This window comes from Pseudomonas sp. PDM20, assembly GCF_014852575.3.
In the GTDB taxonomy this organism is placed as follows: Bacteria; Pseudomonadota; Gammaproteobacteria; order Pseudomonadales; family Pseudomonadaceae; genus Pseudomonas.
The window spans coordinates 1299035-1325631 of sequence record NZ_CM181224.1 but is presented as its reverse complement, the minus strand read 5'-3'; the positions used below and the strand labels follow the sequence as shown (position 1 = coordinate 1325631).

General features: G+C 66.2%; 27 protein-coding genes. 14 read left to right on the top strand and 13 right to left on the bottom strand.

Features of this window, described 5'->3' with window-relative positions; translation table 11 throughout:
• The first annotated feature begins 186 nt into the window (after positions 1 to 186).
• The 4 genes from IB261_RS06340 (at position 187) to IB261_RS06325 (ending at position 3600) form a co-directional block, all read left to right on the top strand.
• The gene (locus IB261_RS06340; RefSeq protein WP_081517582.1) at positions 187 to 927 is read left to right on the top strand and encodes a response regulator; all 741 of its coding nucleotides are present in this window, start codon (positions 187 to 189) and stop codon (positions 925 to 927) included.
• Complete coding sequence (locus tag IB261_RS06335) at positions 924 to 2234, top strand: ATP-binding protein (RefSeq protein ID WP_151189545.1); 1311 nt, start codon at positions 924 to 926, stop codon at positions 2232 to 2234. Before IB261_RS06340 ends, IB261_RS06335 begins: the two co-directional genes overlap by 4 nt.
• 118 nt (positions 2235 to 2352) lie before the next feature.
• Positions 2353 to 2991: a hypothetical protein gene (locus IB261_RS06330; RefSeq protein WP_192381672.1), complete on the top strand. Its 639-nt coding sequence runs from the start codon at positions 2353 to 2355 to the stop codon at positions 2989 to 2991.
• Between the two features lie 93 nt (positions 2992 to 3084).
• A complete protein-coding gene (locus IB261_RS06325) occupies positions 3085 to 3600 on the top strand; it encodes an HvfX family Cu-binding RiPP maturation protein (protein WP_151189541.1) in 516 nt (171 codons plus the stop codon).
• Positions 3601 to 4360: 760 nt separating this feature from the next.
• On the opposite strand, the gene IB261_RS06320 is transcribed toward IB261_RS06325, so the two are convergent.
• From IB261_RS06320 to IB261_RS06300, 5 genes are all read right to left on the bottom strand, one after another.
• Positions 4361 to 4783, bottom strand: coding sequence for an organic hydroperoxide resistance protein (locus IB261_RS06320; RefSeq protein ID WP_081517574.1), 423 nt, complete (start codon positions 4781 to 4783; stop codon positions 4361 to 4363).
• A gap of 12 nt (positions 4784 to 4795) precedes the next feature.
• The gene (locus tag IB261_RS06315) at positions 4796 to 5569 is read right to left on the bottom strand and encodes an HvfC family RiPP maturation protein (protein ID WP_192381671.1); all 774 of its coding nucleotides are present in this window, start codon (positions 5567 to 5569) and stop codon (positions 4796 to 4798) included.
• Positions 5562 to 6407 (bottom strand): HvfB family MNIO-type RiPP peptide maturase, encoded by an 846-nt coding sequence (locus IB261_RS06310; protein ID WP_192381670.1) that lies wholly within the window; start codon positions 6405 to 6407, stop codon positions 5562 to 5564. Before IB261_RS06310 ends, IB261_RS06315 begins: the two co-directional genes overlap by 8 nt.
• Before the next feature lie 59 nt (positions 6408 to 6466).
• Positions 6467 to 6991, bottom strand: a complete 525-nt coding sequence (locus IB261_RS06305; RefSeq protein ID WP_081517571.1) for an HvfA family oxazolone/thioamide-modified RiPP metallophore — start codon at positions 6989 to 6991, stop codon at positions 6467 to 6469.
• A 401-nt stretch (positions 6992 to 7392) separates the two neighbouring features.
• On the bottom strand, positions 7393 to 7770 hold the full coding sequence (locus tag IB261_RS06300) for a RidA family protein (protein ID WP_192381669.1): 378 nt from the start codon (positions 7768 to 7770) through the stop codon (positions 7393 to 7395).
• A 450-nt stretch (positions 7771 to 8220) separates the two neighbouring features.
• Here IB261_RS06300 and IB261_RS06295 point away from each other — a divergent pair, with 450 nt between their 5' ends.
• From IB261_RS06295 to IB261_RS06275, 5 genes are all read left to right on the top strand, one after another.
• Positions 8221 to 9549, top strand: a complete 1329-nt coding sequence (locus IB261_RS06295) for an OprD family porin (RefSeq protein WP_138212384.1) — start codon at positions 8221 to 8223, stop codon at positions 9547 to 9549.
• 368 nt (positions 9550 to 9917) lie between these two features.
• Positions 9918 to 10262, top strand: a complete 345-nt coding sequence (locus tag IB261_RS06290) for a hypothetical protein (RefSeq protein ID WP_192381668.1) — start codon at positions 9918 to 9920, stop codon at positions 10260 to 10262.
• A gap of 182 nt (positions 10263 to 10444) precedes the next feature.
• Positions 10445 to 12115: a sensor domain-containing diguanylate cyclase gene (locus IB261_RS06285; RefSeq protein ID WP_081517567.1), complete on the top strand. Its 1671-nt coding sequence runs from the start codon at positions 10445 to 10447 to the stop codon at positions 12113 to 12115.
• 384 nt (positions 12116 to 12499) lie between these two features.
• Entirely contained in the window at positions 12500 to 13303 is an 804-nt protein-coding gene (locus tag IB261_RS06280) for a gamma-glutamyl-gamma-aminobutyrate hydrolase family protein (protein WP_151189532.1), read from the top strand.
• 274 nt (positions 13304 to 13577) lie between these two features.
• Positions 13578 to 14351 carry an SDR family NAD(P)-dependent oxidoreductase gene (locus tag IB261_RS06275; RefSeq protein WP_081517565.1) on the top strand — a complete coding sequence of 258 codons (774 nt, stop codon included), beginning with the start codon at positions 13578 to 13580 and terminating at the stop codon, positions 14349 to 14351.
• Here IB261_RS06275 and chrA read toward each other — a convergent pair.
• The 7 genes from chrA to IB261_RS06240 all read right to left on the bottom strand — a co-directional run bounded on the left by chrA (position 14348) and on the right by IB261_RS06240 (position 19485).
• A complete protein-coding gene (gene chrA, locus IB261_RS06270) occupies positions 14348 to 15544 on the bottom strand; it encodes a chromate efflux transporter (protein ID WP_081517564.1) in 1197 nt (398 codons plus the stop codon). The two genes, IB261_RS06275 and chrA, sit on opposite strands and share 4 nt — an antisense overlap.
• Positions 15545 to 15602: 58 nt before the next feature.
• A complete protein-coding gene (locus IB261_RS06265; protein WP_192224762.1) occupies positions 15603 to 16856 on the bottom strand; it encodes an RNA polymerase sigma factor in 1254 nt (417 codons plus the stop codon).
• A 208-nt stretch (positions 16857 to 17064) separates the two neighbouring features.
• Positions 17065 to 17505: a YybH family protein gene (locus IB261_RS06260; RefSeq protein WP_151189528.1), complete on the bottom strand. Its 441-nt coding sequence runs from the start codon at positions 17503 to 17505 to the stop codon at positions 17065 to 17067.
• Positions 17506 to 17537: 32 nt separating this feature from the next.
• A complete protein-coding gene (locus IB261_RS06255) occupies positions 17538 to 18299 on the bottom strand; it encodes a DUF899 domain-containing protein (protein ID WP_218035535.1) in 762 nt (253 codons plus the stop codon).
• Between the two features lie 32 nt (positions 18300 to 18331).
• Positions 18332 to 18484 carry a hypothetical protein gene (locus tag IB261_RS06250; RefSeq protein ID WP_167523265.1) on the bottom strand — a complete coding sequence of 51 codons (153 nt, stop codon included), beginning with the start codon at positions 18482 to 18484 and terminating at the stop codon, positions 18332 to 18334.
• 29 nt (positions 18485 to 18513) lie between these two features.
• Entirely contained in the window at positions 18514 to 19044 is a 531-nt protein-coding gene (locus IB261_RS06245; protein WP_192381667.1) for an SRPBCC family protein, read from the bottom strand.
• Between the two features lie 72 nt (positions 19045 to 19116).
• The gene (locus IB261_RS06240; RefSeq protein WP_192381666.1) at positions 19117 to 19485 is read right to left on the bottom strand and encodes a YciI family protein; all 369 of its coding nucleotides are present in this window, start codon (positions 19483 to 19485) and stop codon (positions 19117 to 19119) included.
• Between the two features lie 266 nt (positions 19486 to 19751).
• Between IB261_RS06240 and IB261_RS06235 the strand changes: the two genes are divergently transcribed.
• The 5 genes from IB261_RS06235 to IB261_RS06215 all read left to right on the top strand — a co-directional run bounded on the left by IB261_RS06235 (position 19752) and on the right by IB261_RS06215 (position 25788).
• Positions 19752 to 20297 carry a fimbrial protein gene (locus tag IB261_RS06235; protein ID WP_151189524.1) on the top strand — a complete coding sequence of 182 codons (546 nt, stop codon included), beginning with the start codon at positions 19752 to 19754 and terminating at the stop codon, positions 20295 to 20297.
• Between the two features lie 99 nt (positions 20298 to 20396).
• Positions 20397 to 21149: a fimbrial biogenesis chaperone gene (locus tag IB261_RS06230; protein ID WP_192381665.1), complete on the top strand. Its 753-nt coding sequence runs from the start codon at positions 20397 to 20399 to the stop codon at positions 21147 to 21149.
• Positions 21133 to 23724, top strand: a complete 2592-nt coding sequence (locus IB261_RS06225) for a fimbria/pilus outer membrane usher protein (RefSeq protein WP_192381664.1) — start codon at positions 21133 to 21135, stop codon at positions 23722 to 23724. Before IB261_RS06230 ends, IB261_RS06225 begins: the two co-directional genes overlap by 17 nt.
• Positions 23721 to 25079 carry a fimbrial protein gene (locus tag IB261_RS06220; protein WP_192381663.1) on the top strand — a complete coding sequence of 453 codons (1359 nt, stop codon included), beginning with the start codon at positions 23721 to 23723 and terminating at the stop codon, positions 25077 to 25079. The genes IB261_RS06225 and IB261_RS06220 overlap by 4 nt, the downstream gene beginning before the upstream one ends.
• On the top strand, positions 25069 to 25788 hold the full coding sequence (locus IB261_RS06215) for a fimbrial biogenesis chaperone (protein WP_081517554.1): 720 nt from the start codon (positions 25069 to 25071) through the stop codon (positions 25786 to 25788). Before IB261_RS06220 ends, IB261_RS06215 begins: the two co-directional genes overlap by 11 nt.
• Positions 25789 to 25863: 75 nt before the next feature.
• Here the strand turns inward: IB261_RS06215 and IB261_RS06210 are convergent, their stop codons facing one another.
• Positions 25864 to 26514 (bottom strand): response regulator, encoded by a 651-nt coding sequence (locus tag IB261_RS06210; protein ID WP_081517553.1) that lies wholly within the window; start codon positions 26512 to 26514, stop codon positions 25864 to 25866.
• Between the last annotated feature and the right edge of the window lie 83 nt (positions 26515 to 26597).

Genomic DNA, 26597 nt, shown 5'->3' with positions numbered 1-26597 from the left:
GCTGTGTGCCTCGCCGTTGGTGCCCATTTCACGTTCAGGAGGTATCGGGCTTGTGTCGCGCAGGGCCCGGGTTTGCCGCGCCGGGTATCGGCGGCGGCTGTAGATACAGTGGAATACAAAGCACGGAAGGCAAGCGCGGCGCTGCGCTATAAACTCGCCTCAACCCACTACGAACGAGGAACCGGCATGGACCATGTCGATCACGTACTGATCGTCGACGACGACCGCGAGATCCGCGAGCTGGTCGGCAACTACCTGAAGAAGAACGGCCTGCGCGTGAGCCTGGCGGGAGACGGCCGGCAGATGCGCGCCTTCCTCGATGCCAACAGCGTCGACCTGATCGTCCTCGACATCATGATGCCCGGCGACGACGGTCTGAAGCTGTGCCGCGAGCTGCGCGTGGGCAAGCACAAGTCCACGCCGGTGCTGATGCTCACCGCGCGCAACGACGAGACCGACCGCATCATCGGCCTGGAAATGGGCGCCGACGACTACCTCACCAAGCCCTTCTCCGCCCGCGAGCTGCTGGCACGGATCAACGCCGTGCTGCGCCGCACCCGCATGCTGCCGCCGAACCTGCAGGTCAGCGAGGCGAGCCGGCTGATCGGCTTCGGCCGCTGGAAGCTCGACACCACCGCGCGCCACCTGCTGGATGAAGACGGCACCCTGGTCGCCCTGAGCGGCGCCGAGTACCGCCTGCTGCGCGTGTTCGTCGATCACCCGCAGCGCGTGCTCAGCCGCGAACAGCTGCTGAATCTCACCCAGGGCCGTGAAGCGGACATCTTCGACCGCTCCATCGATCTGCTGGTCAGCCGCCTGCGCCAGCGCCTGCTGGATGACGCCCGCGAGCCGGCCTATATCAAGACGGTGCGCAGCGAAGGCTACGTCTTCGCGCTGGCCGTCGAACTGCTCGAGCCCAACCAATGAAATCCCTCCTGCACTGGCCACGCACGCTGGCTGCGCGCCTGGCGCTGATCTTCCTCGCCGGGCTGGTGTTCGCCTACAGCCTGTCGTTCTGCTCGCAGTTTTACGAGCGCTATCAGAGTGCGCGCAGCATGATGCTGGGCAACCTGGAGACCGACGTCAGTACTGCCGTCGCCCTGCTCGACCGCCTGCCCAAGGATGAGCGCGAGGCCTGGCTGCCGATGGTGCAGCGGCCCAACTACCGCTACCGGTTGGATGGCGGTGAACCGGGCGAGCCGATGAACATGGCGCAGGCGCCGATGGCGGCGACGTCCATTGCCGACTCCATTGGCCCGCGCTACGCCTTGCGCTTCGAGGACATTCCCGGCTCCATTCCGCACTTCCAGGCGCACCTCAAGCTCGCCGACGGCATGCCGCTGACCATCGATGTGACGCCCAAGGGTGTGCCGGTCGCGCAATGGTTGCCCTGGGTGCTGGTCGTGCAACTGGCGCTGCTGCTGTTCTGCACCTGGATTGCTGTGCGCCTGGCGATCCGTCCGCTCACGCGTCTGGCCCAGGCCGTGGATCATCTCGATCCGGATGCCCCGGCGCCGGAGCTGGACGAACGCGGCCCCAGCGAAGTCGCCTACGCCGCCCGCGCCTTCAATGCGCTGCAGGGGCGTATCGGCTCCTACCTCAAGGAGCGCATGCAACTGCTGGCCGCCATCTCCCACGACCTGCAGACGCCCATCACGCGGATGAAGCTGCGCGTCGAGCAGATGGACGACTCGCCCGAGCGCGAACGCCTGTGGAGTGACCTGGAAGAGATGCAGCACCTGGTCCGCGAAGGCGTGGCCTACGCGCGCAGCATGGACGGCGCCAGCGAGGCGGCGGTGAAGGTCAACCTCGACGCCTTCCTAGACAGCCTGGTCCTCGACTACCAGGACAGCGGCCAGGCCGTGGAGCTGCAGGGCAACAGCAACGCCGTGCTGGAAACCCGCCCCCACGCGCTGCGCCGGGTGCTCACCAACCTGGTGGACAACGCGCTGAAGTTCGGCGGGGCCGCCCAGGTGGAAGTCGAGCGCGATACGCAGGGCATCGTGTGTGTTCGTGTACTCGACGACGGTCCGGGCATTCCCGAGGAAGAGCTCGCCGAAGTGGTGAAGCCGTTCTACCGGGTGGAAAGCTCGCGCAACCGCAGCACCGGCGGCACCGGCCTCGGGCTGGCGATCGCCCTGCAGCTGAGCCAGGCGCTGGGCGGCACGCTGACCCTGTCCAACCGCACCAGCGGCGGGCTGTGCGTGCAACTGGAATTGCCGCCCGCCCGATGATGTACACAGAGATACAAGACGGCCTTCCCCGGACACATCCGGGATAAGGCCCGTCGACAAGATGGCTCCACGAACAGCGGTGGCACCCCGCCCGCCGCGTTCCCCAAAGGAGCCCGCCATGAACCGTCCCGCCGAACCTGCCCGCCTGCATGGCTGGCGCCTGTTTTCCCTGCTTTCGCTGCTGGTGCTTATCGTCACCGCGCTGGCCCTGTGGTCCCAGCCGCAAGGAGTGGAGGCGCTGCGCAGCTCGATCCGCGTCACCGCCCGCACTTCCTTCGCGCTGTTCCTCGCCACCTTCCTCGCCTCGTCCCTGGCAGCGCTGGTGCCGAGCGATTTCACCCGTGGCCTGCTGCGCGAGCGGCGCTTCCTCGGGCTGGCCTTCGCCTTCTCCCACGCCGTGCACGCGGTGCTGATCATCCTCTACGTGAAGTTCTTCCCCGAGACCTTCTGGCACGGCCGCAGCGTCGCCGCGAACATTCCCGGCTCGGTCGGCTACCTGTTCATCGCCCTGCTGGCCGTCACCTCCTTCCCCTACGCGGTGAAGCTGCTCGGCGTCCGCGTCTGGAAGGGCCTGCACAGCACCGGCACCTGGGTGATTGCCGGGGTGTTCTTCCTGTCTTTCTACAAGCGCCTGCCAATGGGCTCCTGGTACCCGCTGGGCTTCGGCCTGATCTTCAGCGCCATCGCCTTCAAGCTCATCGCCAAGCTGGCCGTGCGCCTGCGCCGTAGCGCACGTCCCGTGCTGCCGAGCGCCTGATCCCGACTTCTCCGCCACCGGGCGAAACCCTCGCCCGGCCGCCCAAGCCCTGCCCAAGACCGACTGCCCACAATAATGCCCACGAGGTGCGCCATGACCCTGCTGACCCTGAACCCGCTCAAGACCGCTTTCGACCAACTCGACCGCCTCGCCGCCTGGGGCTGGGACATCCCGTTGCGGCTGTTCCTGGCCTGGGAATTCTTCGAGTCGGGCCTGGAGAAATGGCACGGCGACAACTGGTTCGAACAGATCCACGCCAGCTTCCCCTTCCCTTTCAACCACTTCTCCGCCGGCTTCGACTGGCAGGTGTCGATGTGGGCCGAGCTGATCGCGCCGGTGTTGTTGCTCCTGGGGCTGGCGACTCGTTTCGCCTCGGCCTCGCTGATCGTCGTGACCCTCGTCGCCATCGCCGCGGTGCACTGGCCGGCGCAGTGGTCGAGCCTGGCGGAACTGGCCCAGGGCTACTCGATTACTGATCATGGTTTTGGCAACTACAAGCTGCCGCTGATCTACCTGGTAGCGCTGGTGCCGCTGGTGTTGAAGGGAGCGGGAGCGCTGAGTGTGGATGGGCTGGTGCGGCGGGTAATGGGAGCTTCGCGGAACGTCTGATAGGCTGGCGATTCATCTGGTCGACCCACGACGCCCTCTCCTTCTGGAGAGGGCGTTTTTGTTTGCCTGCGGGAAGTCGGCGCGATGGGGCGAACGCGGACCTTGTCCGCTGTTCGCGGGCATGGCCCGCTCCTACAGGGTACGTATTGCCCTCGGGTTTTCCTTCCAGCCTGGACTCCGCCGCTGTGATCGTAGGGCGCATAACGCGCCAGCGTTATCCGTCGCAAGGCAATTGGCGGATAACCCGTTCCGGGTTATTCGCCCTACGTGCGGCCCTGGCTTTGGCTTTGGCTTTGGCTTTGGCTTTGGCTTTGGCTTCAAAGACTTCCAGAGAAACGTCCGCGCGCCGAATGCCCCGTTCAGGAGGCCTCGTTGAAGCGGAGTTTCAGGGGTTGAGCGACATGGATGTCGCGAGAGCGGCGATGAGCCAGGGATGGCCCTTCGACGCGGGCCCCTGAAACTTCGCTTCAACGAGGGAATTTTTCGCCTAAGCGAAAAACCGGATGTCCGGGGCAAGACCTTTTGGTTCCTTTTGGGAGGGCGGCTATCCGACGTTTGCCAAAAGGAACTCGCCCGAGGGGGCGAAACCAGAAGCCCGCGCGTACGCCGAAGCGGCGCAGACACACCAAACCCCAAGCAAGAGCAAGAACGTCGCGGAGAAGCTCCGCTCCCACAGGGAAGCACCTCGCACGCCGATAGGACACAAAAAAGCCCGCGCACCGATGAAGGTGCGCGGGCTGTGCTGTGGACAAGGGATCGATCAGGGAATGACGAACCCCACCTCGATATTGCCGCGCGAAGCCTTGGAATACGGGCAGATCTGATGCGCCTCGTCGACCAGCTTCGCCTTGTCCTCGGCCTCCAGTCCCGGCAGGTGCACGGTGAGCTGGGCGGCCAGGGCGAAGCCGCCGTCGGCGGTGTTGCCCAGGGAGACTTCGGCGTCCACCGCCACATCGGCCGGCAGGCGCACGTTCAGCTTCTGCCCGGCGCGGCGCAGGGCGCCGATGAAGCAGGCGGACCAGCCGATGGCGAACAGTTGCTCGGGATTGGTGCCGGGGCGGCCGGAGCCGGGTGGGCTCAGGGGCAGGTCCAGTTCACCGTCGGTGGTCTGGCCGCGACCATCACGACCTCCGGTGGTGTGGGTGTGGGCGGTGTAGATCACGGTTGCCAGGGTGTCGGTCATGACGCTTCTCCTTCAGGGGCGATGCAACGAGGGACGACGTGGAGTGGTGCAATTCGGGCGGGTGCCGAGCACCACGCCCTGTTCTTTCAGGCTGCGCAGCAGGGCAACGCCCTGCCCTTCGATGGCGGCCGGTTCGACGCCGGCGATTTCAGCCAGCGCCTTGAGGTGTTGGCGACCGGTGAGCTGCCACTGTTGCAGCGACACCAGCAGAGCATGGGCCAACGGGGCCAGACGCGAGAAGTACACCTTCAGGTCGGTATCCCGGCGCACCAGCAGCAGTGTCGGTTCGGCCGGGGCGTCCAGGGGAATGTGTTGCGGACCGATGTGGCTGACCGGCCAGGCATAAGCCAGCGGCGCGGCGAGCGCTGACAGCAGCGGCACACCCTCGAGCAGGTCACCGTCCGGGTCGTGGGCCGGCTCGGCGTTGTCGCTGAGCAGCAGCGCGGTCTCGATGAATTCGTAGTGCGCCAGTTCAGCGACCCAGCCGGGCTGCTCGCTGCACCCCTCCAGGTAGTCGACGAACTCGCCGGCCACCTCGGTGAACAGCGGCGTCTGGCAGTGGAAGCTGGCGTAGAAATCCTCCGTCAGCGCCTGCCACTGTTCACTTGGCAGGCTGGCATGCAGCACCGGGAAGTTGCCGGCGAGCAGCGCTTGCAGGTTGCCGAAGAACAGTTGCCGGTACACCGCCAGGCGCCGCGCCTCGATGCCGGGCGGCGGCTCGTTGGCCTGCGGGTCGCGGATGTAGCGGGTCATGCGCAACTGCTGCTCGCGCAAGGTCTCAGCCATGACGCACCTCCGGTCGGCGCGCGGATGTTTGCAGGTGGCGGATGGTGGCTACTTCACCGAGCAACTCGGCCAGCGGCGGCAGGTTGAAGTCGCGTTCCAGCAGGGTCGGGACGCTGCCCAGGTGCTGGTAGGCGCTGGCCAGCAGGCTCCAGACGTCGTCCTTCACGGCGGCGCCGTGGGTGTCGATCTTCAGGTCCGGCGCTTCGTCGTAATGGCCGGCGACGTGCAGGCAGGCGACGCGCTCGGCCGGCACGCGGGCCAGGAAGCCGGCGGCGTCGTAGCCATGGTTGTGGGCGTTGACGTAGAGGTTGTTGACGTCCAGCAGCAGGTCGCAGTCAGCCTCGCCGAGCACCGCGAGGAGGAAGTCGATCTCGCTCAGCGCCTGGTAGGGCGCGGCGTAGTAGGAGATGTTTTCCACGGCGATGCGGCGACCGAGGATGTCCTGCACCTCACGGATGCGGCTGGCGATGTGGCGCACGGCCTCGTCGGTGAAGGGCATGGGAATCAGGTCGTAGAGGTGGCCTTCGTCGGAGCAGTAACTTAGATGTTCGCTGAACAGCGGTACCTGGTGCTGGTCGAGAAATTCGCGGACGCGACCGAGGAATACATGGTCCAGCGGTTCCGGGCCGCCCAGGGACAGCGACAGGCCATGGCAGGACAGCGGGAAGCGTTCGGCCAGACGGGCCAGCCCTTCACCATAGGTCCCGCCGACGCCGATCCAGTTGTCCGGGGCGACTTCGAGGAAGTCCACGGCGCGGTCGTCCAGGGTCAGCAGGTCAGGCAGCATCGCGCGGCGCAGGCCGAGGCCGGCTCCCTGCAGGGGTACGGAAGGGGTCATGGCAGTCTCCTTGGCGAAGTGCCCTCCCCGGCCATCGGCTCGGGGAGGGGCAGCGTCTGTCAGTTCTTGGCCTGGCTCAGCTTGCTGTACAGGTCGGACGGGAAAGGCTTGCCGTTGGAGTCGAACTGGTTCTTGCGGAACTGGTAGACCTCGGCCTCGGAGAGGTAACCGTCGTGGTTGGCGTCGATGGCGTCGAACTCCGCGCCCGCCTTGGGTGCCACAGCCAGCAGTTCGGCACGGGAGACGCGGCCGTCGTGATCGGCATCGGTGCGGGCAAAGGAGGCATCGCCGCACTTGCCTTCACCGCACTTGCCCTCGGCGCCGGTGGCCTTGGCCTGGGCGCCGTCGGCACCGCATTTGCCTTCGCCGCACTTGCCTTCGCCCTGGCTCACCTTGGCTTTGGCCTTGGCCTCGTTGGCGCCGCACTTGCCCTCGCCACACTTGCCCTCGCCGGCCTTGGCGGCGGAAGCCAGCTGGTAGCCCTGCGGCAAGGCTTCGACGGCGAAAGCGGAGGACGCCATGTTCAAGCCGCCAGCCAGCGCGATAGCGATCAGGCCCAGTTGAGTCTTCGAGGTACGAGTCATGCTGCTTCTCCAGATGCTGTGGCGCTTGCTGCGCCGAGTCATGCCGCAAGGGCGAATCCCTGGAACGAGGCACTGGAGGTTTCCCAGCCGTTGCGCCGTGTCGTTCGGGTAGGGCTATTTCGCCGCAGTGATGTATCGCGGACGTATCGGCGTCTGGAGGCTTTTGTATGCGTGTGTCCGCTCAGGGAGCGGTGGATACAAAGGAATACATTCGGGGGGGGGGGTTGGAGCGGGGACTGTTCGCGAGCAAGAACCAGGCGTCCCCCCGCTCCTACGCAGAGCAGCCTGGCGTGGTCCTGTAGGAGCGAGCTTGCTCGCGAACCAGAGACGTGCTCAGGTCGAAGAAGCGCAACACATAAAGAAAGGGCCGCAGAGCGGCCCGATCCTGCGGAACGGAGAGATCAGCCCGCGCGCTTGGCCGCGATGGCGGTGACTTCCACCTTCATGCCCTCGACGGCCAGCTCGGAGATACCGACGGCGGCGCGCACCGGGTAGGGCTTGGCGAAGAAGCTGCAGTACACCTCGTTGAACGCGGCGCGGTCGGCCATGCTGGTGAGGTAGATGGTCAGGTGCAGTACGTGGTCCAGGCCGCTACCGGCCTTATCCAGGGCCAGTTGCAGGCTGCGCAGGGTCGCCACGCTCTGGGCCTTGATGTCGCCCAGTTCCAGGCTGCCGTCCTCGAGGGTGGGGATCTGCGTGGAAACCAGCAGGCCGCCGAAGCCGGCGACGTCGGAGGAGATGGATTCGGGGTCCGCGTCGGGGATGAAGGTAGGCGTCATGGGACAAATCTCTGCTGTCGGTGAATGGGGCACGTCGCCGCAGCGGGTGCGGCGGCCGGGTCGCGCAGCTTAGCCGCATCGCCCCGATGCGCGCCATGTCACCGTGCCCGCAGCCCCCGGAAACAGTGACATTGCTTATATACGCGGAACTTCCAAATGCGTTATGTCAACTCGACCAACGTCCTGATTATTACAGTTTGAGACAAAGACCTTTTCATAATCCGTGATTTAAACGGCGAACTCTTTCGGCATTATGACGTCGGCTCTCCCACGCTTGGAGCAATTCGTGGGGGAATACAAAGCCAGTTAACTGCAACAATGCCAACGCAACTTCCTGCGACTTTCCGCCGTGGTCAATCCACGTTCGGATTCATTGTGCCTGCCTATAAAAACGTCCGGTTCTCACGCACTTCATCGAGCCGGTCCTCCAAGACTCTAGGGGCAATATCCATGAAGCACCTCAAACGCAGCGCCATCGTGCTCGCTGTTTCCGCCGCCGCCAGCCAGTTCGCCAGCGCCGAACCCTTCGTCACCGATCAGGCCGATGCCAAGGGCTTCGTCGAGGACGCCAAGTTCGACGTCCTGCTGCGCAACTACTACTACGACCACGACGGCAAGAACGGCAAAGCCGACAACCGCGACTGGACCCAGGGCTTCCTGGCGAACTTCTCCTCGGGCTACACCCAGGGCACCGTCGGTTTCGGCGTGGACGCCTTCGGCTACCTGGGCATCAAGCTCGACGCCGGCCGTGGCCGTGCGGGCACCGGCAACCTGCCGGTCGGCAACGACGGCAAGCCGGATGACGACTACGGCAAGGCCGGTGGCGCGCTGAAAGTGCGCATCTCCAAGACCGAGCTGAAATTCGGCGACATGCAGCCGACCGCTCCGGTGTTCGCCGCCGGCGGCACCCGCCTGATCCCGCAGACTGCGTCGGGCTTCAACCTGTTCAGCAGCGAAATCGAAGGCCTGGACCTGGAAGCCGGTCACTTCACCTCCGGCACCAGCCCGGTCACCACCGCCCGCGACGGCGGCCTGTGGGCGGCCTATGCCGGCGTGGAAACCAGCGACGTCGACTTCCTCGGCGGCAAGTACGCGATCAACGACAACCTGAGCGTTTCGCTGTACGGCTCCGAGTTCAAGGACATCTGGCGCCAGTACTATGGCAACGTGAACTGGGTGCTGCCGGTCGCCGATGACCAGTCGCTGGCCTTCGACTTCAACATCTACCGCACCAACGACGAAGGCCAGGCCAAGGCCGGCGAGATCAGCAACACCACCTGGTCGCTGGCAGCCGCCTACTCCTTCCTGCAGGCGCACACCGTCACCCTGGCCTACCAGAAGGTCCACGGCGACACCCCGTTCGACTACGTCGGCTTCGGCGACGACGGCGACGGTGCCACCGGTGACTCGGTGTTCCTCGCCAACTCCGTGCAGTACTCCGACTTCAACGGTCCGGGCGAGCGCTCCTGGCAGGTGCGCTACGACCTGGCGATGGACACCTACGGCGTACCGGGCCTGAGCTTCATGGCCCGCTACATCAACGGTACCGGCATCGACGGCAGCCACGCCGACGCCGATGGCAGCTACGCTGGCATGTACGGCGAGGACGGCAGCCACCACGAGACCGACCTGGAAGCCAAGTACGTGGTCCAGGAAGGCCCGGCGAAGGACCTGTCCTTCCGCGTGCGTCAGGCCTTCCACCGCGCCAACGCCGACCAGGGTGAAGCCGACAACAACGAACTGCGCCTGATCGTCGAATACCCGCTGTCGATCCTGTAATTCAGCACGAACATTCGCTGAATTATTGAGCGGGGCAACTTTCGGATTCGTCTGAAAGTTTGCCCCGTGTCCAGGCGAGATTATTACGCCCGTGCAGAAAGTCTCTTCCCGGAATAACGGTTTATCCCGCCGCTGCAACTTTCTAGAATTACCCCATCTTCCCGCTTCCGCACTTTCCCTGCGGAAGACAACTCCTGACGTTGATATTGTGATTGCTCCTTCGACGTCCTTCGAGCCGCTCCATTGGAGCGGCTTTTTTTATGTCCCGAATGCTGTCTTGAACAAAAAGTGAGCGAACCTGCCAGCGAAACGGTCCAACTCTGCGACGACGCGTTGTATCCCTACGCGAACCACGGAGGCACCTCACCATGAGCGCAATGACCCTCGAAGGCTGGTGCAAGACCACCGCCGAGCAGAAGCCCACGCCGCTGGAAGACATCCGCTTCTACCTGACCGATGAGGACCGCCTGCACCTGGAGCAGGCCGAGGTGTACCTGCAGGAGAACGGCCAGAAGGAAATGATGGTGGACGCCGACCTGCACACCCTCGACCTGCACATGCCCGAAGCGGTCGGCCCGCTGGCGGACTGCATGTTCCGCGTGTACCTGGGCGGCGCCGAGCACCGCGGGCAGTTCCACCTGGTCGGCCACAGCGCCCGCGACGGCAGCCTGATCTACACCAACGCCGTGCTGATCGACCAGCTCATCAACTGACGCCCTCCTCGCCCGTCGCAGACGCGGCGGGCGAGGTGCGCTCGTCGCCCATGTCGCAGGTGGAGATTGTGGCCGCTGAGCGGCCGTGATTTCATAAAGCCACCTGCGTCCGCCTGCCGCATGTCAGGCGCGGAGCACAATCCAGAACTACGCCCATCCTCCGTTGAAGAAGCTGCTATCGGATGCGAACTTCCAGTAAAGCTGGGGTACAGGAGTACGGGCGATACGACGGCCTGCTGCGTCTCGCCCGCCATGCGGGTGGCGATTGCGCCGTCCTGCTCATCGACATGCGCGGCCAATTGCTCGGCCAGCTCGGCATCGACGGTGCCGGCGCCCTCTCTCTGGCTACCCTGCTGTCCCTCAATGCCGCCACCAGCCCGCTGAGCCACCAGGGCCAGCTCCTGAACCTGCTGGCCAGCCAGACGCTGCGCGACCAGGAAGGCTTCCCCCAGGCGCGCCTGCTGCTGCTGGGCAACGGCGACCAGTCGCTCAGCCAGCAACAGCAGACGCTGCTGGACGATGTACTGGAGCTGGGCGAGGCCCTGCTCGACCGCGCCCGCATGCCACAGAAGGAAAGCGAGCGGCGCATGGCCCTGGCGGTGGACGGCAGCGGAACCGGTATCTGGGATCGCCATGTGCCCACCGGCGAGATCCACTATTCCAGCGCCTGGAAGTCCCTGCTGGGCTACGCCGAGGACGAGATCGGCAGCCGCATCGAGGACGCCTACACGCGCCTGCACCCGGACGACCTCGAGTACGTGCAGAACACCATGCGCGATCACTTCGAGGGTCGCACCGAGGCCTACGAGGTGGAGCATCGCCTGCGCCACAAGGACGGCCACTACCTCTGGGTCTGCAGCCGCGGCAAGGTGGTCGAGCGCGATGCCGCCGGCAACGCGCTGCGCATGCTCGGCACCACCACCGACATCACCGCCCTGCGCGGCATGGCCGAGCAACTGCGCGAAAGCGTGGAGCTGCTCACCGACCTGACCAATGAAATACCCGGCATGGTCTTCCAGTTCCGCCGCCTGCCCGATGGCACCGGCACCTTCCCCTATGTCAGTGCCGGGGTGATGGACATCTATGGCATTGCGGCCGAGCAGATGCAGCACAACTCCGTGTTCCTGCGCGACCTGATCCACCCCGAGGACCTGCCGGCCTGCCTTGCCTCGCTGGAGGCCTCCGCCGCCCTCCTGCAACCGTGGCGGCACGAATACCGCGTGCAGATCGCCGGGCGCGGTACGCTCTGGCGCCAGGGCAACGCGCACCCCAAGCGCGTGGCCGACGGCACCCTGATCTGGCACGGTTTCATCACCGATATCACCGAACGCAAACGCATCGAAGCCGAGCTGCAGGTGCTGGCCACCACCGACTTCCTCACGCAACTGCCCAACCGTGGCCACTTCATGCGCCTGATCGAGGCGGAGCTAGGCCGCGTGCAGCGCTCGACGACGCACCACGCGGCGATCCTGATGTGCGATATCGACCACTTCAAGGCGATCAACGACCGCTGGGGCCACGCCGTCGGCGATGAGGCCCTGCGCCACTTCGCCAGCATCCTCGGGCGTGACATCCGTCGCGTCGACTTCGCCGGGCGCATGGGTGGCGAGGAGTTCGCCGTGGTGCTGGGGGATGCCGACGTTGCCGCCGCCCAGGTCTTCGCCCAACGCCTGCAGCAGCAATTGCTGGAGCAGCCGCTGATGCAGGGCGGGCAGCGCATCCCGCTGAGCATCAGCATCGGCATCGCTGCGCTGGAAGCCAGCGACGCGTCTGCCGAGGCCGGGCTTTCCCGCAGCGACAGCGCGCTCTACCGGGCCAAGCAGAACGGCCGTAACCGTATCGAGTGCCACTGAGGGCAAACCCGCGAGGCAGAGCGTGCCGCCTGCGCGGGCGTTGCCGATCCTGAACGGCTGCCGTGAAAAAGCGTGCAGAATTTTTCACCATTATGACCAGGCGTTTTAAATAATGGACTTTTCAGCACGTCGAGATATTACAATAAATCCTTTAAAAACAATTAGATAGAAGAATTGTAAGACAGGATTTCGGCCATTATTTTTGACGGCCCGCGTCGAATTCGTTTGACATATTTAACGGCTCTGGCAGGCTGGTAGGCAGGTTTCGACCGGGAAACTTCGCCTTCTGTGCGCTCCCGGCAGTGCTCGGGGCCTCAGGTAGCGCGCCTTTCCGCTGCGCGCCTGCACAAAAACGATGGGCTGCAGCCCGTCCAAAGGTGACATATGTCCAACAGCAACATTGGCAACAAGAAACAGACTCTCCGTAAACCCGTCGTCCTGATGTCCATGGGCAGCCAAGAGCGCAAAGGCCACGACTATCAGGTAATGACCCACAAATACATCGTGCCCCTGGTCGAACAGTCCGATTGCGTGCCGGTACTGGTACCGACCTGCTGCGGCATCGAAGACCTCGAGCAATACCTGGACATGGCCGACGGCGTGTACCTGACCGGCGCCGGCAGCAACATCGATCCGACCCTGTATGGCCAGGAGAATGAAACTCCCGGCAAGGGCCAGGACAAGGACCGCGACAACTTCGACATCCCGCTGATCAAGGCCGCCATCGCGCGTGGCCTGCCGATCTTCGGCATCTGCCGCGGCATGCAGGAAATCAACGTGGCCCTGGGCGGCGATATCTACCAGAAGGTCTATGCCGAACCCGGCTTCAACGACCATCGCGAGAATCCCGAAGACCCGGTCGACGTGCAGTACAGCCCGGCCCACGGCGTTCGCCCGATCCAGGGCAGCTGGCTGCAGCAGCTGCTGGGTGACGAGATCCGCGTCAACTCGCTGCATGGCCAGGGCCTGAAGAATCTGGGCAAGGGCATCGAAGCCATCGCCCACGCCGAAGACGGCCTGGTCGAGGCCATCCACGCCCCGACGCTTTCCTCCTTCCTCTTCGCGGTGCAGTGGCACCCTGAATGGCAGGCGGCGAAGAACCCCGACTCGGTGAAGATCTTCCAGGCGTTCGGCGATGCTTGCCGCGCGCAGGTGAAGAAGAAGCAAGCCCGCGCACTCGCTGCCTGATTCGCTTCCCGCGTCATGAAAAGCCCGGCCAGGTGCCGGGCTTTTTCGTTTCTGCCATTTCTCCTGGCATGGCCCGCTCATCGATGGGTATCGCTTCGCTCCACACCATCCTACGTCCGCCCTCCCGGCTGTGATGGTGCATGGTCGCAAGAGGGGTGGAGCCCATGCTGTCAACGTCATCAGCCGCGCGAATGGCGCACCCTGCACGCCCTTGAGGGCGCATCCGGCTAACCTTGGCGATCAGCGAATTCGCTCTGATGAACAAGGTGCAGCCATGAGCAACGACCTCTTCTCCCTCTCCGGCAGGACCGTACTGGTCACCGGCGCTTCCAGCGGCATCGGCGCACACCTGGCGCGCGTGGCCGCCCGTGCGGGCGCCCGCGTGGTGCTGGCGGCAAGGCGCACGGAGCGCCTGGCACAACTGGCCGAAGCCATCCGTGCCGACGGCGGTGAAGCCCATGCCGTGGCGCTGGACGTGACCGACCGCGCCAGCGTCGAGGCCGCCTTCGACAGCGCCGAGGCGCAGTTCGGCGTGGTGGATGTGGTGCTCAACAACGCCGGCATCGGCAACGGCCAGCGCGCGCTGGAGGTCAGCGAGGAAGACTGGCGCAGCATGCTCTCCACCAACCTCGACGGCGTCTGGCGCGTCGCCCAGTGCGCGGCGCAGCGTCTGGCCAAGGCCGGGCGTGGCGGCAGCATCGTCAACATCGCCTCGATCCTCGGCCTGCGCGTGGGCGGCGGCTACAGCCATTACTGCGCGGCCAAGGCCGGCGTGGTACAGCTGAGCAAGTCCCTGGCGCTGGAACTGGCGCGCTTCAACGTGCGGGTCAACGCCATCGCACCGGGCTACTTCAGGACTGAAATGAACGACGCCTACTTCGACAGCGACAAGGGTCAGGCCTACATCCGCGACACGGTACCGATGCGCCGCCTCGGCCAGCTCCGGGAACTGGAAGGCCCCTTCCTGCTGCTGGCCAGCGACGCCGGCGCCTTCATGACCGGCGCGGTGCTCGCCGTGGATGGCGGGCACCTGGTGAGCAGCCTCTAGAGCGCCCCGGCCAGGCCTCCGCCCAGCGCGCCCAGCAGCACCAGCGCCCAGGGCGGAACCCGGCCACTGAGCAGCACCAGGAAGGCCAGCGCGACCAGGGAAATGTCGAGCAGGCCGACGATGGTCTCGCTGCCGATGGGATGTATCAGCGCCGCCAGCAACAGGCCGACCACGGCGGCGTTCACCCCGGCCAGCGCCGCGCGCAGAGGCCGCTGGCGACGCAGGCTCTGCCAGAACGGCAAGGCGCCGAGCACCAGCAGGAAGGACGGCAGGAAGATCGCCAGCAGGCACAGCAGCGCGCCGGTCGCGCCGCCCGGCTCGGTGATGGCCGCGCCGAGGAAGGCGGCGAAGGTGAACAGCGGCCCCGGCAAGGCCTGCGCCGCGCCATAGCCGGCGAGGAAGGTCGGTGCATCCACCCAGCCGGGGTCAACCACCGCACTCTGCAATAGCGGCAGCACCACATGCCCGCCGCCGAATACAAGGCTGCCGACCCGGTAGAAGGCGTCGAACTGCGTCAGCCATGGCCAATGCCACGCGGCCGCCGCCAACGGCAGAAGCGCCAGCAGCACGAAGAACAGCAGCAGGTAGAAGCCGCCCCGACGACGCGACGCGCAATGGCCCGGGCCCACCGAATCGTCCACCGTGGACGGCCGCAGCCAGGCCATGCCAATCAGCGCAGCCGCGAGGATCACCAGCAATTGCACGACAACGCCGGGCCAGCGCAGCGCCACGGCGGTCACCAGGATCATCAGCCCCTGGCGCTGCCAGTCCGGACACAGCGACCTGGCCATGCCCCAGACGGCATGGGCCACCACGGCGACGGAGACCAGCATCAGCCCGTGCAGCGCACCGGCCGGCAACCACTGGCCATGCCGCGACAGCCCCAGGGCGACCAGCAGCATCAGCAAGGCCGACGGCAAGGTGAAGCCTGTCCAGGCCACCAAGGCGCCCCACTGCCCCGCGCGCAAGGCGCCCAGGGCCATGCCCAGCTGGCTGCTGGCGGGGCCGGGGAGGAACTGGCAGAGGGCGATGAGATCGGCGTAGTGCGGCTCGTCCAGCCAGCGCCGCCGGCTCACGAACTCCTCGCGGAAATAGCCCAGGTGCGCCACCGGCCCGCCAAAGGAAGTCAGGCCCAGGCGCAGGAAGATCAGGAAGACGCTCCAGAGGGAATCGCGCGGCGTCGGTTCGGTCATGGGCACGGGTCGGCAGAGGTCAGTCGCACAGTCTGGCAGTTGGATGCTGCAATGCAACTCAGCGGTCGAGTTCGCGAATCCGCTGCTCCAGGAAGCGCCGCTCCGGCTCCAGCTTCGCCAGTTCCAGGGCGCGTTCGTAGGCCCCGCGCGCCTGCTCGCGGCGCTCCAGGCGGCGACAGAAATCGGCGCGCGCGGCATGGGCCAGGTGGTAATCCTGCAGGTCGCCACGGGCAAGGATGGCATCGACCTGCGCCAACCCCGCTTGCGGGCCATCGCGCATGGACAGGGCCACGGCACGGTTGAGTTCGATCACCGGCGAGGGCTGCATCGCCAGCAGGAGGTCGTAGAGACCGACGATTTCCGCCCAGTCGGTGCTGGCCATGTCGGCCGCGGCGGCATGCACGGCGGAGATCGCCGCCTGCAGGGTGTAGGGGCCGATACGCCGGGTAGCGAGCGCAGCGCTGATCAGTTGCTGGCCCTCCCCGATCAAGGCACGGTCCCAGCGCGCGCGGTCCTGGTTTTCCAGCAGCACCAGTTCGCCGTCCTCGGCGGTGCGCGCCTCGCGCCGCGACTCGTGCAGCAGCATCAGCGCCAGCAGGCCCATCACTTCGGCTTCCGGCAGCAATTCGAGGAGCTGCCGGCCCAGGCGGATGGCTTCGGCGGACAGGTCGGTGCGGGTCAGCGAATCGCCAGCCGAGGCCGAGTACCCCTCGTTGAACACCAGGTAGATGACCCGCAGCACACTGGCCAGGCGCTCCGGCAGTTCGGCGGCTTCTGGCACCTGGTAGGGAATCTGTGCGTCGCGGATCTTCGCCTTGGCGCGGACGATACGCTGGGCGATGGTCGAGGGCGTGGCGAGGTAGGCGCGGGCGATTTCCTCGGTCTTCAGGTCGCAGACCTCGCGCAGGGTCAGCGGCACCTGCGAGTCCGCCGGCAGGGCCGGGTGGCAGCAGGTGAAGATCAGCCGCAGGCGGTCGTCCTCGACGCTTTCGTCGGCCAGTTCTTCCACCGATTGCGCGTCGATCTCCAGTTGCTCGGCGATCTGCGTCAGGGACGCGTCGAAACGCGAACGCCGACGCAGGCCGTCGATGGCCTTGAAGCGCCCGGCAGAGACCAGCCACGCGCGCGGGTTGGCCGGCACGCCGTCGCGTCGCCACTGGTCCACGGCGGCGACGAAGGCTTCATGCAGTGCCTCCTCGGCGAGGTCGAAATCCCCCAGCAGACGGATCAGCGTGGCCAGCACCCGGCGCGATTCACGGCGATAGACCTCGTCCACCACGTCGCGCAGGGGCTGGGGAGCGTACTCGTGCATGGGCCGCAGGTCCTTGGCGTGGAGAGGTCTGCCTATCCTGCACGCATTCCCTTCAAGGTGGGAGCTGGTCGGACGGATGCGACGAGGGGATCGTTGCGGGGTGTTTCGCTGGAGCGAACGTACACGCGAACTCGTTGCACGGTAGCCCCTGCAGGAGCGGGCCACGCCCGCGATCGCGCGCATGGCGCGCTCCTACAGGTCAACCAGATTAAGGTTTGGCGTCGAACAACAGCTGCCCCGTCGCCGGATCGAAGGGAATCGAGAAATGCTCGTGGGCGATCTTCCACTGCCCTGCCTCGCGGCGCAGGCCGACGCTGACCCGCGCCCAGGAGGCGTTGTGCTGGCCCTTGTCGTCGGTGCCGCCGCAGTAGGCGAGGTAGTGCCCGAAGGCCGTATCGCCGCTGCTTTCGAAGCTCAGCTCATGGATCTCGAAAGTGGGTTCCTTGCACATCTGCGTGCAGTCGCGCCAATGGCTGGCGTAGGCCTCGACGCCCTTGAACTGCAGTTGCTTCACCGCATCGAAGGCGAGGATGTCGCGGGTGTAGTGGCCTGTAATGCCTTCGACGTCGGAGGCGCGCACGGACTTCAGCCAGCTTTCCAGCAGCGCGTGCAGTTCGCTGTGGGTGGCGTTCTTCTGGGCAGCAGTCATCGGGAATCTCTCCGTGTAGTAGTTGGGTCGGTTCAGGATTCGCAGCAGCTGTGCGGCGGCGCGGCCTGGTCGTAGTCGTCGTGGAAGCGCGTCCAGTTCATGCCCTTGCCCTGGTAGTCGGGCATGCCGTCCCAGCCTTCGCCGCGCCCCAGCGGGGTGAGATCGAGCAGGTGGTAGGTGAACAGCGGCGCCTCCAGCCCGCGGCCGTAGGTCGAGTAGCTGTGGAAGACCTGGTCGCCGTCGCGCAGGAACACGCTCATGCCCGGCTGCTCGCCGCGCACGTGGTAGTCCTGGCCGAGGCGCTCCAGCTCCGTCTTGTCACGATAGTTGTATTCCACCGGGGCGACGGACTCATCGACGCTGACGTGGAAGTCGTAGTTGAAGTCGCTGCCGAACGACGAGTACCAGGGGAACTGCCAGCCCATGCGGGCGCGGAATGGCGCGATTTCCTCCAGCGGCGCGCGGGACACCATGGCGAAGGTGGTACCACGCGCATGCAGGTGCTCCAGCCGGCCAAGGTTGTCGATCAGGTAGGAGCAGCCCTCGCAGCCCAGCCCCGTGTCGCGATGGAACATGAAGTGGTAGACGATCAGCTGCGGCCGGCCTTCGAACAGGTCGAGCAGGCGCAGCGGGCCGTGCGCGCCCTCGAAGCGGTAGTCCTTGTCGATGCGCACCACCGGCAGCTCGCGACGCTGGGCGTTGAGCGCGTCGCGGGCTTTGGTGGCAGCCTTTTCCTGCTCCAGCAGGCGGATGCGTGCCTGTCGCCAGGCGGCCTGGGACACCACGCGGGGCATCTCCGGAAATGAAGAACCTTTATCGGCCAGTTTCATGTCGCACGCTCCTGGGGGCGTTCCCGTTGCTCGTTGGGCCGGGCGCGGCGCTTGCCGCGCAGGCGGGTGACGGCGAAGGCACTGACGCCGCCGGCGGAAAGGACGCTGGTCACCGCCAGCGTCAGGGTCGATACGCACAGAGGGCACATGGCTCACCTCCTTCAGGTTGCGGGTTGCATCAGCCCTTCTCGGCAAGCGCCTTGAGGTTGGCCAGGCCCGTCTCGAAGTCCTTGCCAACCATGCTGTCCACGTCGAAGAACAGGTGCATGATCTTCGCCACGAAGGGCACCGGACCGAACATCGCCCAGGTCACCTCGGTGCCGCCGTCGCGCGGCACCAGGGTGAACTCGGCGGTGTTGCTGGCCTTGAACGGCTTGAAGAAGTCCAGCGCGATGGTCACGCGGCTGCCGGGGTCGCTTTCGAGGATTTCCATGCGCCCAGCCCCGGCCTTGCCGTTGCCTTCCCAGGCGTACACCGCGCCGCGGCCCTTGTCGGCGCCGGAGAAGCTGCGCTGCATGGCCGGATCGAGCTTCTCGAAGGGCGACCATTGCGCCCACAGGTGGAAGTCCTCGATATAGCCCTGGACCTTCTCCGGCGGCGCCTGGATGCGCGCGCTGCGCTCCACGCGGAAGGTGCCCGGACGATTCGCCGCCAGCACCAGAACCGCCACCACGGCCACTACCACCACCAACCCGATCCACTTCAGCATCACATCCTCCTGACGTTGCTCGCTCTTGAAATGAAGAGCCCTTGAAACAAAGAAATCTCGAAGAGCCGGGCCTCAGCGCCCGGCGAAATAACGATCCCAGTCACGCACAGGGCGGACCTCCACGGCACCCAGCCGACCGCTGGGAATCCGCTGGGCAATCTGCAGCGCTTCGTTGAGGTCGCGGGCGTCGATCAGCACGAAGCCGCCCAGGTACTCGCGGGTCTCGGCGAAGGGCCCGTCGGTGACCGCCAGCCCTGTCGCGCCATGCCGCAGCGTAGTCGCCGTCTCCACCGTTTCCAGCGCCTCGGAGGCGAGTACCCGCCCGGCCCGGCGCTGGTATTCGTCGTTGGCGAAGCACTCGTCCATCAGCCGCCGGTACTCGGGCTCGGACAGGCTCGACAGGCGCTGGTCATCCACATAGATCAGACAGAGGTACTTCATGGTCGTATCCCCGCTCGGTGCGCTTGCAGTTACTTCCTAGTCGAAGCGCGCGGGCGGGAATCGACAGGCGAGCAAAAGTTTTTTCTCCCGCGGCAGGGCAGCGGTCCCCGGCAGCCCCGGCACAGGGCTCTGCCACGGCCCCGGCGCCGTTGGTCAGGCGCCGCAGAAAACCTGCAGCGGTGCTTTCAGATTCGTCTCAGAGCTTTCCGAAAGCTCTGACGGGAAGATTGGCCTGGGAAAAAACCCTGACCATGGAGCTCAAGAGAATGAAACTTCGCGCAACCGCCCTGGCTGTCGCAGCCACCTTCGCTGTGCCGGGCTTTGCTTTCGCCGCCAACACCATCAATTTCAGTGGTGAAGTAACCGACCAGACCTGCTCGGCGGTGGTCGACGGCAACACCGACCCGACCGTCATCCTCGACAGCGTGCCGGTCAGCGCCCTGAACGGCACCGTCGGCCAGACCACCGGCGAGACCAGCTTCACCCTGCAACTGACCGGTTGTGCCGCCCCCAGCGGTGCCGCCGAGCACTTCACCACCCTGTTCCAGGCCACCAACGCCACCGCCTCGGGCAACCTGACCAACACCGCCGCCAGCGGCGCCACCGGCGTGGCCCTGCAGCTGCTCGACGGCCCGGCCGGCGCTCCGGTGAACCTGGCAGGTGGCGCGGCCGTGGCCGCCGGTGACATCGTCCTGGCCGACGGTGAGACCAGCGCCAGCTACGACTACGCGGTGCAGTACATCTCCGAAGACGCCGTCGTGACCCCCGGCCCGGTACTCGGCTCGGTGACCTACACCCTGCGCTACGAGTGATACCCCGCGGCACCGCCCCCCGGTGCCGCCTTCCCGCATTGCGCCGCGTCGTTCAGGGGTGAACCCGCCCCGAACGTCCCGGCAACACAGGTGAACCGGATGAACGCCCTCCCACCGCGCCCGCTTCGCGCGGCGACGCTTGCGCTCGCCCTGCTGGCATCCTTCACCGCCTCGCTCGCCCAGGCCAGCGTGGTGATCACCGGCACCCGCGTCATCTATCCCGGCGACGCCCGGGAGAAGACCGTGCAGCTGACCAACAAGGACGGCTTCCCCAACGTCATCCAGGCCTGGATCGACATCGACGACCCTGCCTCCACGCCGGACACCGCCAAGGCCCCCTTCGTGGTGAACCCTTCGGTATCGCGCATGGCGCCCGGCAGCGGCCAGACCCTGCGCATCCTCTACACCGGCTCCGGCCTGCCCCAGGACCGCGAATCGCTGTTCCACCTCAACGTGCTGCAGATTCCGCCACGCAACGCCGCCAAGGCCGAGCAGAACCAGATGCTGCTGATGCTGCGCAACCGCCTGAAGCTGTTCTACCGCCCGGCAGCCATCGCCGGCAGCCCGGAGCAGTTGCCCGAGAAGCTGCGCTTCTCCCTGGTGCAGAACGGCAGCAACTGGAGCGTGAAGGTGGAAAACCCCACCGGCTTCCACGCCTCCTTCGGCGGCGCGACGCTCAGCGTCGGCGAACGCCAGTGGACGCTGCAGCCGGGCATGGTCGCGCCCATGGGCCAGGCCCAGTGGCAGGCGCAGAAGCCTTCGGCACTGCCCGCCGGCACGCCGCGACTGTCCGCGCTGCTGATCAACGACTACGGCGCAAGAGTGGAACTTCGCCATGATCTGCCGCGTTGACCTCCACCGTGGACCGCTGCTGCCCTTCGCCCTCGGAACCCTCGCCATGGTGGTCGCGGGGCTGGCCCAGGGCGATGCGGACTACCGCTTCGACGACAGCCTGCTGATGGGGTCGGGGCTGGCCGGCGGCAGCCTGGAGCGCTTCAACCGCGCCGACCAGGTGGACCCCGGCACCTACCACGTCGACCTCTATCTCAACGGTCAGTACGCCACCCGCGCCGAAGTGGAAATGCGCCAGCGCGGCGAGCGCGCCGAGCCCTGCTTCAGCGAACGCTTCCTGCGTCAGAGCCTGGGTGCGCGCCCCGACCCGAAGGCCGGCAAGGACGACCAGGGCATCTGCCACTGGCTCACCGAGCGCCTGCCGGGCTCGACCTGGAACCTCGACACCGCACGCCTGCGCCTGGACCTCTCGGTGCCCCAGGCGCTGCTCGACATCAAGCCGCGCGGCTATGTCAGCCCGGATGAATGGGATGCCGGCAGCACCATGGGCTTCGTCAACTACGACGCCAACCTCTACCGTTCCACCTTCGAGGACTCCGGCAGCGGCGGCGATTCGGACTACGGCTACCTGGGCCTGAACGGCGGCGTGAACCTCGGCCTGTGGCGCCTGCGTCACCAGTCCAACTACACCTATTCCAGCTACGCGGGGAACACCCGCAGCGACTGGAACAGCATCCGCACCTACGCCCAGCGCGCGGTGCCGGGCCTGCGCAGCGAACTGACCCTGGGCGACAGCTACACCGAGGGCAACCTGTTCGGCAGCATGGGCTACCGAGGCCTGCGCCTGGCCACCGACGACCGCATGCTGCCCGACTCGCAGCGCCAGTACGCGCCCCAGGTGCGCGGCACGGCCAACACCAACGCGCGGGTAGTGATCAGCCAGAACGGCCGGAAGATCCACGAGACCACCGTGGCGCCCGGCCCCTTCGTTATCGACGACCTCTACGGCACCGCCTACGACGGCGACCTGGATGTGCAGGTGATCGAGGCCGACGGCAGCGTATCGCGCTTCTCCGTACCCTTCTCCGCCGTGCCCGAGTCCATGCGCCCCGGCCTGTCGCGCTACAGCGCCACGGTCGGCCAGGCGCGCCAATACGGCGACGGCAACGACCTGTTCGGCGACCTGACCTACCAGCGCGGCCTGACCAACGCCCTCACCGCCAACCTCGGCACCCGCGTCGCCGAGGATTACCTGGCCGTGCTCGGCGGCGGCGTGCTGGCCACGCCCTACGGCGCCTTCGGCATGAACACCACCTTCTCCAGCGCCACCGTGGAGAACAACCAGCGCAAGCAGGGCTGGCGCGTCGGGCTGAACTACAGCCGGACCTTCCAGCCGACCCAGACCACCCTGACCCTCGCCGGCTACCGCTACTCCACCGAGGGCTACCGCGACCTCGGCGATGCACTCTCCGCCCGCGATGCCGACGAGCACGGCGACAGCTGGGACTCGAGCAGCTACAAGCAGCGCAACCAGTTCACCCTGCTGGTCAACCAGGACCTGGGGCAGTACGGCAACCTCTACCTGTCCGGCTCCACCGCCGACTACTACGACGGCAAGAGCCGCGATACCCAGCTGCAGGTCGGCTACTCCAATGTCTGGCGCCAGCTCAGCTACAACCTGTCCTACTCGCGCCAGCAGACCACCTGGTACCGCGACGTGAACGACGACTACGACCCCTCTCAGCCGCCGCAGTACAACCTGCAGCACGGCAGCAACCGCAACAACACCCTGACCCTGAGCCTGTCCATGCCGCTGGGCTCCACCAGCCGCGCGCCGAACCTCAGCGCCATGGCCTCGCGACGCTCCGGCGATACCAGCGGCAGCACCTACCAGACCGGCCTCAACGGTACCCTGGGCGAGGCGCGCACCCTGAGCTACGCCCTGTCCGCCGGGCGCGACAGCGAAGGCCAGGGCACCGACTTCAACGGCAGCGTGCAGCAGCAGACCTCGGTCGCCACCTTCAACGCCGGCTACGCCGAAAGCTCCAGCTACCGCCAGGTCAACGGCGGCATGCGCGGCGCGGCGGTGCTGCACAGCGGCGGCCTGACCCTCGGGCCCTATGTCGGCGACACCTTCGCCCTGGTGGAAGCCAAGGGCGCCAGCGGCGCCGGCGTGCGCGGCGGCCAGGGCGCGCGGGTGGACAGCAACGGCTATGCCGTGGTGCCCTCGCTCTCGCCGTACCGCTACAACCCCATCAGCCTCGACCCGCAAGGGATCGACGAGAACGCCGAACTGGTGGAAACCGAACGCAAGATTGCGCCGTACGCCGGTGCCGCCGTGCGCGTCGAATTCAAGACCCTCACCGGCCACCCCCTGCTGATCCAGGCCAGGCTGCCCGATGGCCAGCCGCTGCCGCTGGGTGCCGACGTGCTCGACGGCAATGGCGTCAACATCGGCATGGTCGGCCAGGGCGGCCAGGTCTATGCCCGCGCGGAAGGCGAGAACGGCCGACTGCGCGTGCAGTGGGGCGAACGCCCGGAAGACGGCTGCCTGCTGCCGTATGACCTCAAGGGCGCCGACGTCGACCAGGTACTGGTCCGCCTGCAGGCAACCTGCCTACCGGAGGCTTCATGAACCCTATCCTGCGCAGCCTGCCGCTGCTCGCCCTGCTGCTCGCGCCAGGCGCCTGGGCCACCTGCTACAAGGTCACCAGCGTCGGCAGCGCCACCACCACCGCCACCTACCAGATCCGTCCCGGCGAGGGCGTGGCCGGCGCCTGGCCGGGCGACGGGGCCTGCGATACCTGCAACGGCTCCCTCGGCCTGCCCAGCGTGATCAACGTCAGCGACGCCAGTTTCCAGCCCGACGGCAGCCTGATCGCCAGCTCCGTGTCACCCATCACCCAATATGGGAACTCCGCCGGCTACGACGCCGAGCGCGTGTTCTTCCGCTGCGCATCGGGGGACGCGGTGTACGAGATGTTCTCCACCAACGCCGACAACCTCTACAGCGGCTGGTACCAGGGCGGCGACAGCGCCGGCAATTCCATCGGCCTGCAGTCGGCCTACCGAACTGCCTGGCCCAACGTCCTGCTACGCCTGACCCATGTGGAAAGCGGCCAGTATTTCACCGACGTCTGGCGCGAGCGTCTGCTGACCGGGCTGGACATCGATTCGCGGGGCTTCCAGCTGGTCAAGGCGAAGAATCTCAGCGCCGTACGTGCCGAGCTGTTTCGCGGGCCGCTCGAGACCAGCCTCGGCTTCCCCTATTCAGCCACCATCGCCTCGCAGGCCTACCTCTACACCCAGCCCGCCGGCTACATCGCCATCAAGGGCCCGGGCCTGGCCTACCCCAACGTCGGCCAGACCCACTATGGCAACTACAACGGCTGGCACTACAACTGGCCCGGCGCCATTGGTCTGTACAACACCATGACGCTCAAGCGCTACCCCACCTGCGCCGTCACCAACGTCACGCCGCACGTGGTGTTCCCGTCGATCTCCATCGGCGAAATCAACGCTGGCTCGAGCCGCGAGATGCCTTTCCAGGTCGACTTCAAATGCCAGTCGGGCGTGATCAACAGCACCACCGTCAACGGCACGGCACTGGGCATCAAGGTCTCCGCGGGAGCACTGGCAGCCTCCACCGGGCTCGGTCTGGTCAACTCCAACGGTGGGCTTTCCTACCTGGTCTCCGATCGCTACGGCCAACCGGGCGTAGCCCAGGGCGTGGGCATCCGCCTGCTGCGCAACGGCAGCGAGATGAACCTGCTGGCCAACGAGAACTCCGCCAAGGGCAGCAATGCGGCAGCCGTCGGCTGGTACCCGGTGATCGGCGGCGCGTCGAACAACACCGGTACAGTGAGTGGTATCACCCAGTACACCGAGACCTTCCGCGCCCGCCTGGAAAAACTCGGCGTCGGCAGCATGCCCACCGTCACTCCCGGTCGCGTGGAAGCCACCGCCCAGGTGGTGATCCGTGTGCAGTAAACGGCTGCTCATCGCGCTGTTCGGCCTCGCGCTTCTGGGGGCCATGGAGGCTCACGCCGGCGTCACCGCCGAACGCACGCGGGTGATCTTCGACGCCGACCAGCGCGAGGCTTCGCTGGCGCTGGTGAACCAGAACAGTTACCCGGTCATCGTGCAGACCTGGATCGACGACGGCGATCTCGACGCCGCGCCGCAGACCGCGCAGGCGCCGATCATGCCCCTGCCCCCGGTATTCCGCCTCAACCCCGGCCAGCAGCGCAGCCTGCGCCTGCTCTACACCGGCGAGGCGTTGCCGCAGGACCGCGAGTCACTGTACTGGCTCAACCTCTACGAAATTCCGCCGCAATCCAGCGAGCCGCTGGCCGAGGGACAGTCGCGCCTGACCGTCACGCTGCGCACGCAGATGAAGGTCATCTATCGACCGCGCGCCCTGGCGAAAGACGCCGAGGAAGCTCCGCGCAAACTGGTCTTCCGAAGGGCCGGCAATGCGGTGCAGGTGGAGAACCCCACCGCCTACGTCATCACCCTGGCCGGCGCCGAAGTGCGTCAGGGCAGCGCCGGTTCGCCGCTACCGGCCGACCTGTTGCCACCATTCTCGCAGCGCACACTGGCGCCAACCCAGCCACTGCCGGCAAGCGCTGGCGAGGTTCGCTACCTGTGGATCGACGATGGCGGGAACAGTCAGCAGGGCACTGCGCCGCTGCGCTGAGGTCCGAAGCGACGGAGCCCGCTCCTTCAGGGGAAATCCAAAGCCGGGCCTCTGTGCAGGAGTACGGCATTGGGCCTACTGGAACAAATTGGCCATCACGCAGAACGTCAGCAGCGCCTGGTCGGTATCGACGTCCAGCTTGCGCATGGCGGAGATCTTCTGCGCGCTCACCGTCTTCACACTGCGGTTGAGCAGCAGCGCGATGTCACGCACGCTCATCCCCGAGACGAAGTGGCGCAGCACCTCATACTCCTTTACCGACAGGCTGGCGATACGCCCCTCCACATCGTCGCCGCTGGACAGCACGCTGCTCGAGGACTGCATGCCCGGCCCACGGTAGATGCGGTCCTGGGACAACGCCTTGAGCGCCACCAGGATCTCGTTGAGGTCGCCGTTCTTCAGGATCACCCCCGACACGCCCAGGTCGTACAGGCTGGAGAGGATCAGCGGGTTGGACAGCATGGTGAGGATCAGGATGCGCGTGTCGGGGAAGTTGCGCAGCAGGAACTCGATCAGCTTGATGCCATCGCCATAGGTCTGGTCGCCCGGCATGTTGTAGTCGGTGATGACGATGGCCGGCCGCTGCTCGCGGTACAGGGCCACCAGCTCGCTGGAATTGTGCGCCTCGCCGATCACCTCGAAGCGATCGTCCCGTTCGATCACCTCGCGAACCCCCATCAGGACGATGGGATGGTCGTCCGCTAGTGCCACTCTGACTTTTTCCATGAGTTTTCTTGAGTCCCAACGTTTGCGATCGTCGGCCGGCCACAGAGGCACGACCACACTTCCAGAGTAGCCCCGGTTATCGA

Bases quoted from the DNA above. Each gene is read 5' to 3' on its own strand.
- IB261_RS06340 (WP_081517582.1), top strand. From the start codon at position 187: ATGGACCATGTCGATCACGTACTGATCGTCGACGACGACCGCGAGATC.
- IB261_RS06335 (WP_151189545.1), top strand. From the start codon at position 924: ATGAAATCCCTCCTGCACTGGCCACGCACGCTGGCTGCGCGCCTGGCG.
- IB261_RS06330 (WP_192381672.1), top strand. From the start codon at position 2,353: ATGAACCGTCCCGCCGAACCTGCCCGCCTGCATGGCTGGCGCCTGTTT.
- IB261_RS06325 (WP_151189541.1), top strand. From the start codon at position 3,085: ATGACCCTGCTGACCCTGAACCCGCTCAAGACCGCTTTCGACCAACTC.
- IB261_RS06320 (WP_081517574.1), bottom strand. From the start codon at position 4,783: ATGACCGACACCCTGGCAACCGTGATCTACACCGCCCACACCCACACC.
- IB261_RS06315 (WP_192381671.1), bottom strand. From the start codon at position 5,569: ATGGCTGAGACCTTGCGCGAGCAGCAGTTGCGCATGACCCGCTACATC.
- IB261_RS06310 (WP_192381670.1), bottom strand. From the start codon at position 6,407: ATGACCCCTTCCGTACCCCTGCAGGGAGCCGGCCTCGGCCTGCGCCGC.
- IB261_RS06305 (WP_081517571.1), bottom strand. From the start codon at position 6,991: ATGACTCGTACCTCGAAGACTCAACTGGGCCTGATCGCTATCGCGCTG.
- IB261_RS06300 (WP_192381669.1), bottom strand. From the start codon at position 7,770: ATGACGCCTACCTTCATCCCCGACGCGGACCCCGAATCCATCTCCTCC.
- IB261_RS06295 (WP_138212384.1), top strand. From the start codon at position 8,221: ATGAAGCACCTCAAACGCAGCGCCATCGTGCTCGCTGTTTCCGCCGCC.
- IB261_RS06290 (WP_192381668.1), top strand. From the start codon at position 9,918: ATGAGCGCAATGACCCTCGAAGGCTGGTGCAAGACCACCGCCGAGCAG.
- IB261_RS06285 (WP_081517567.1), top strand. From the start codon at position 10,445: ATGCGAACTTCCAGTAAAGCTGGGGTACAGGAGTACGGGCGATACGAC.
- IB261_RS06280 (WP_151189532.1), top strand. From the start codon at position 12,500: ATGTCCAACAGCAACATTGGCAACAAGAAACAGACTCTCCGTAAACCC.
- IB261_RS06275 (WP_081517565.1), top strand. From the start codon at position 13,578: ATGAGCAACGACCTCTTCTCCCTCTCCGGCAGGACCGTACTGGTCACC.
- chrA (WP_081517564.1), bottom strand. From the start codon at position 15,544: ATGACCGAACCGACGCCGCGCGATTCCCTCTGGAGCGTCTTCCTGATC.
- IB261_RS06265 (WP_192224762.1), bottom strand. From the start codon at position 16,856: ATGCACGAGTACGCTCCCCAGCCCCTGCGCGACGTGGTGGACGAGGTC.
- IB261_RS06260 (WP_151189528.1), bottom strand. From the start codon at position 17,505: ATGACTGCTGCCCAGAAGAACGCCACCCACAGCGAACTGCACGCGCTG.
- IB261_RS06255 (WP_218035535.1), bottom strand. From the start codon at position 18,299: ATGCCCCGCGTGGTGTCCCAGGCCGCCTGGCGACAGGCACGCATCCGC.
- IB261_RS06250 (WP_167523265.1), bottom strand. From the start codon at position 18,484: ATGTGCCCTCTGTGCGTATCGACCCTGACGCTGGCGGTGACCAGCGTC.
- IB261_RS06245 (WP_192381667.1), bottom strand. From the start codon at position 19,044: ATGCTGAAGTGGATCGGGTTGGTGGTGGTAGTGGCCGTGGTGGCGGTT.
- IB261_RS06240 (WP_192381666.1), bottom strand. From the start codon at position 19,485: ATGAAGTACCTCTGTCTGATCTATGTGGATGACCAGCGCCTGTCGAGC.
- IB261_RS06235 (WP_151189524.1), top strand. From the start codon at position 19,752: ATGAAACTTCGCGCAACCGCCCTGGCTGTCGCAGCCACCTTCGCTGTG.
- IB261_RS06230 (WP_192381665.1), top strand. From the start codon at position 20,397: ATGAACGCCCTCCCACCGCGCCCGCTTCGCGCGGCGACGCTTGCGCTC.
- IB261_RS06225 (WP_192381664.1), top strand. From the start codon at position 21,133: ATGATCTGCCGCGTTGACCTCCACCGTGGACCGCTGCTGCCCTTCGCC.
- IB261_RS06220 (WP_192381663.1), top strand. From the start codon at position 23,721: ATGAACCCTATCCTGCGCAGCCTGCCGCTGCTCGCCCTGCTGCTCGCG.
- IB261_RS06210 (WP_081517553.1), bottom strand. From the start codon at position 26,514: ATGGAAAAAGTCAGAGTGGCACTAGCGGACGACCATCCCATCGTCCTG.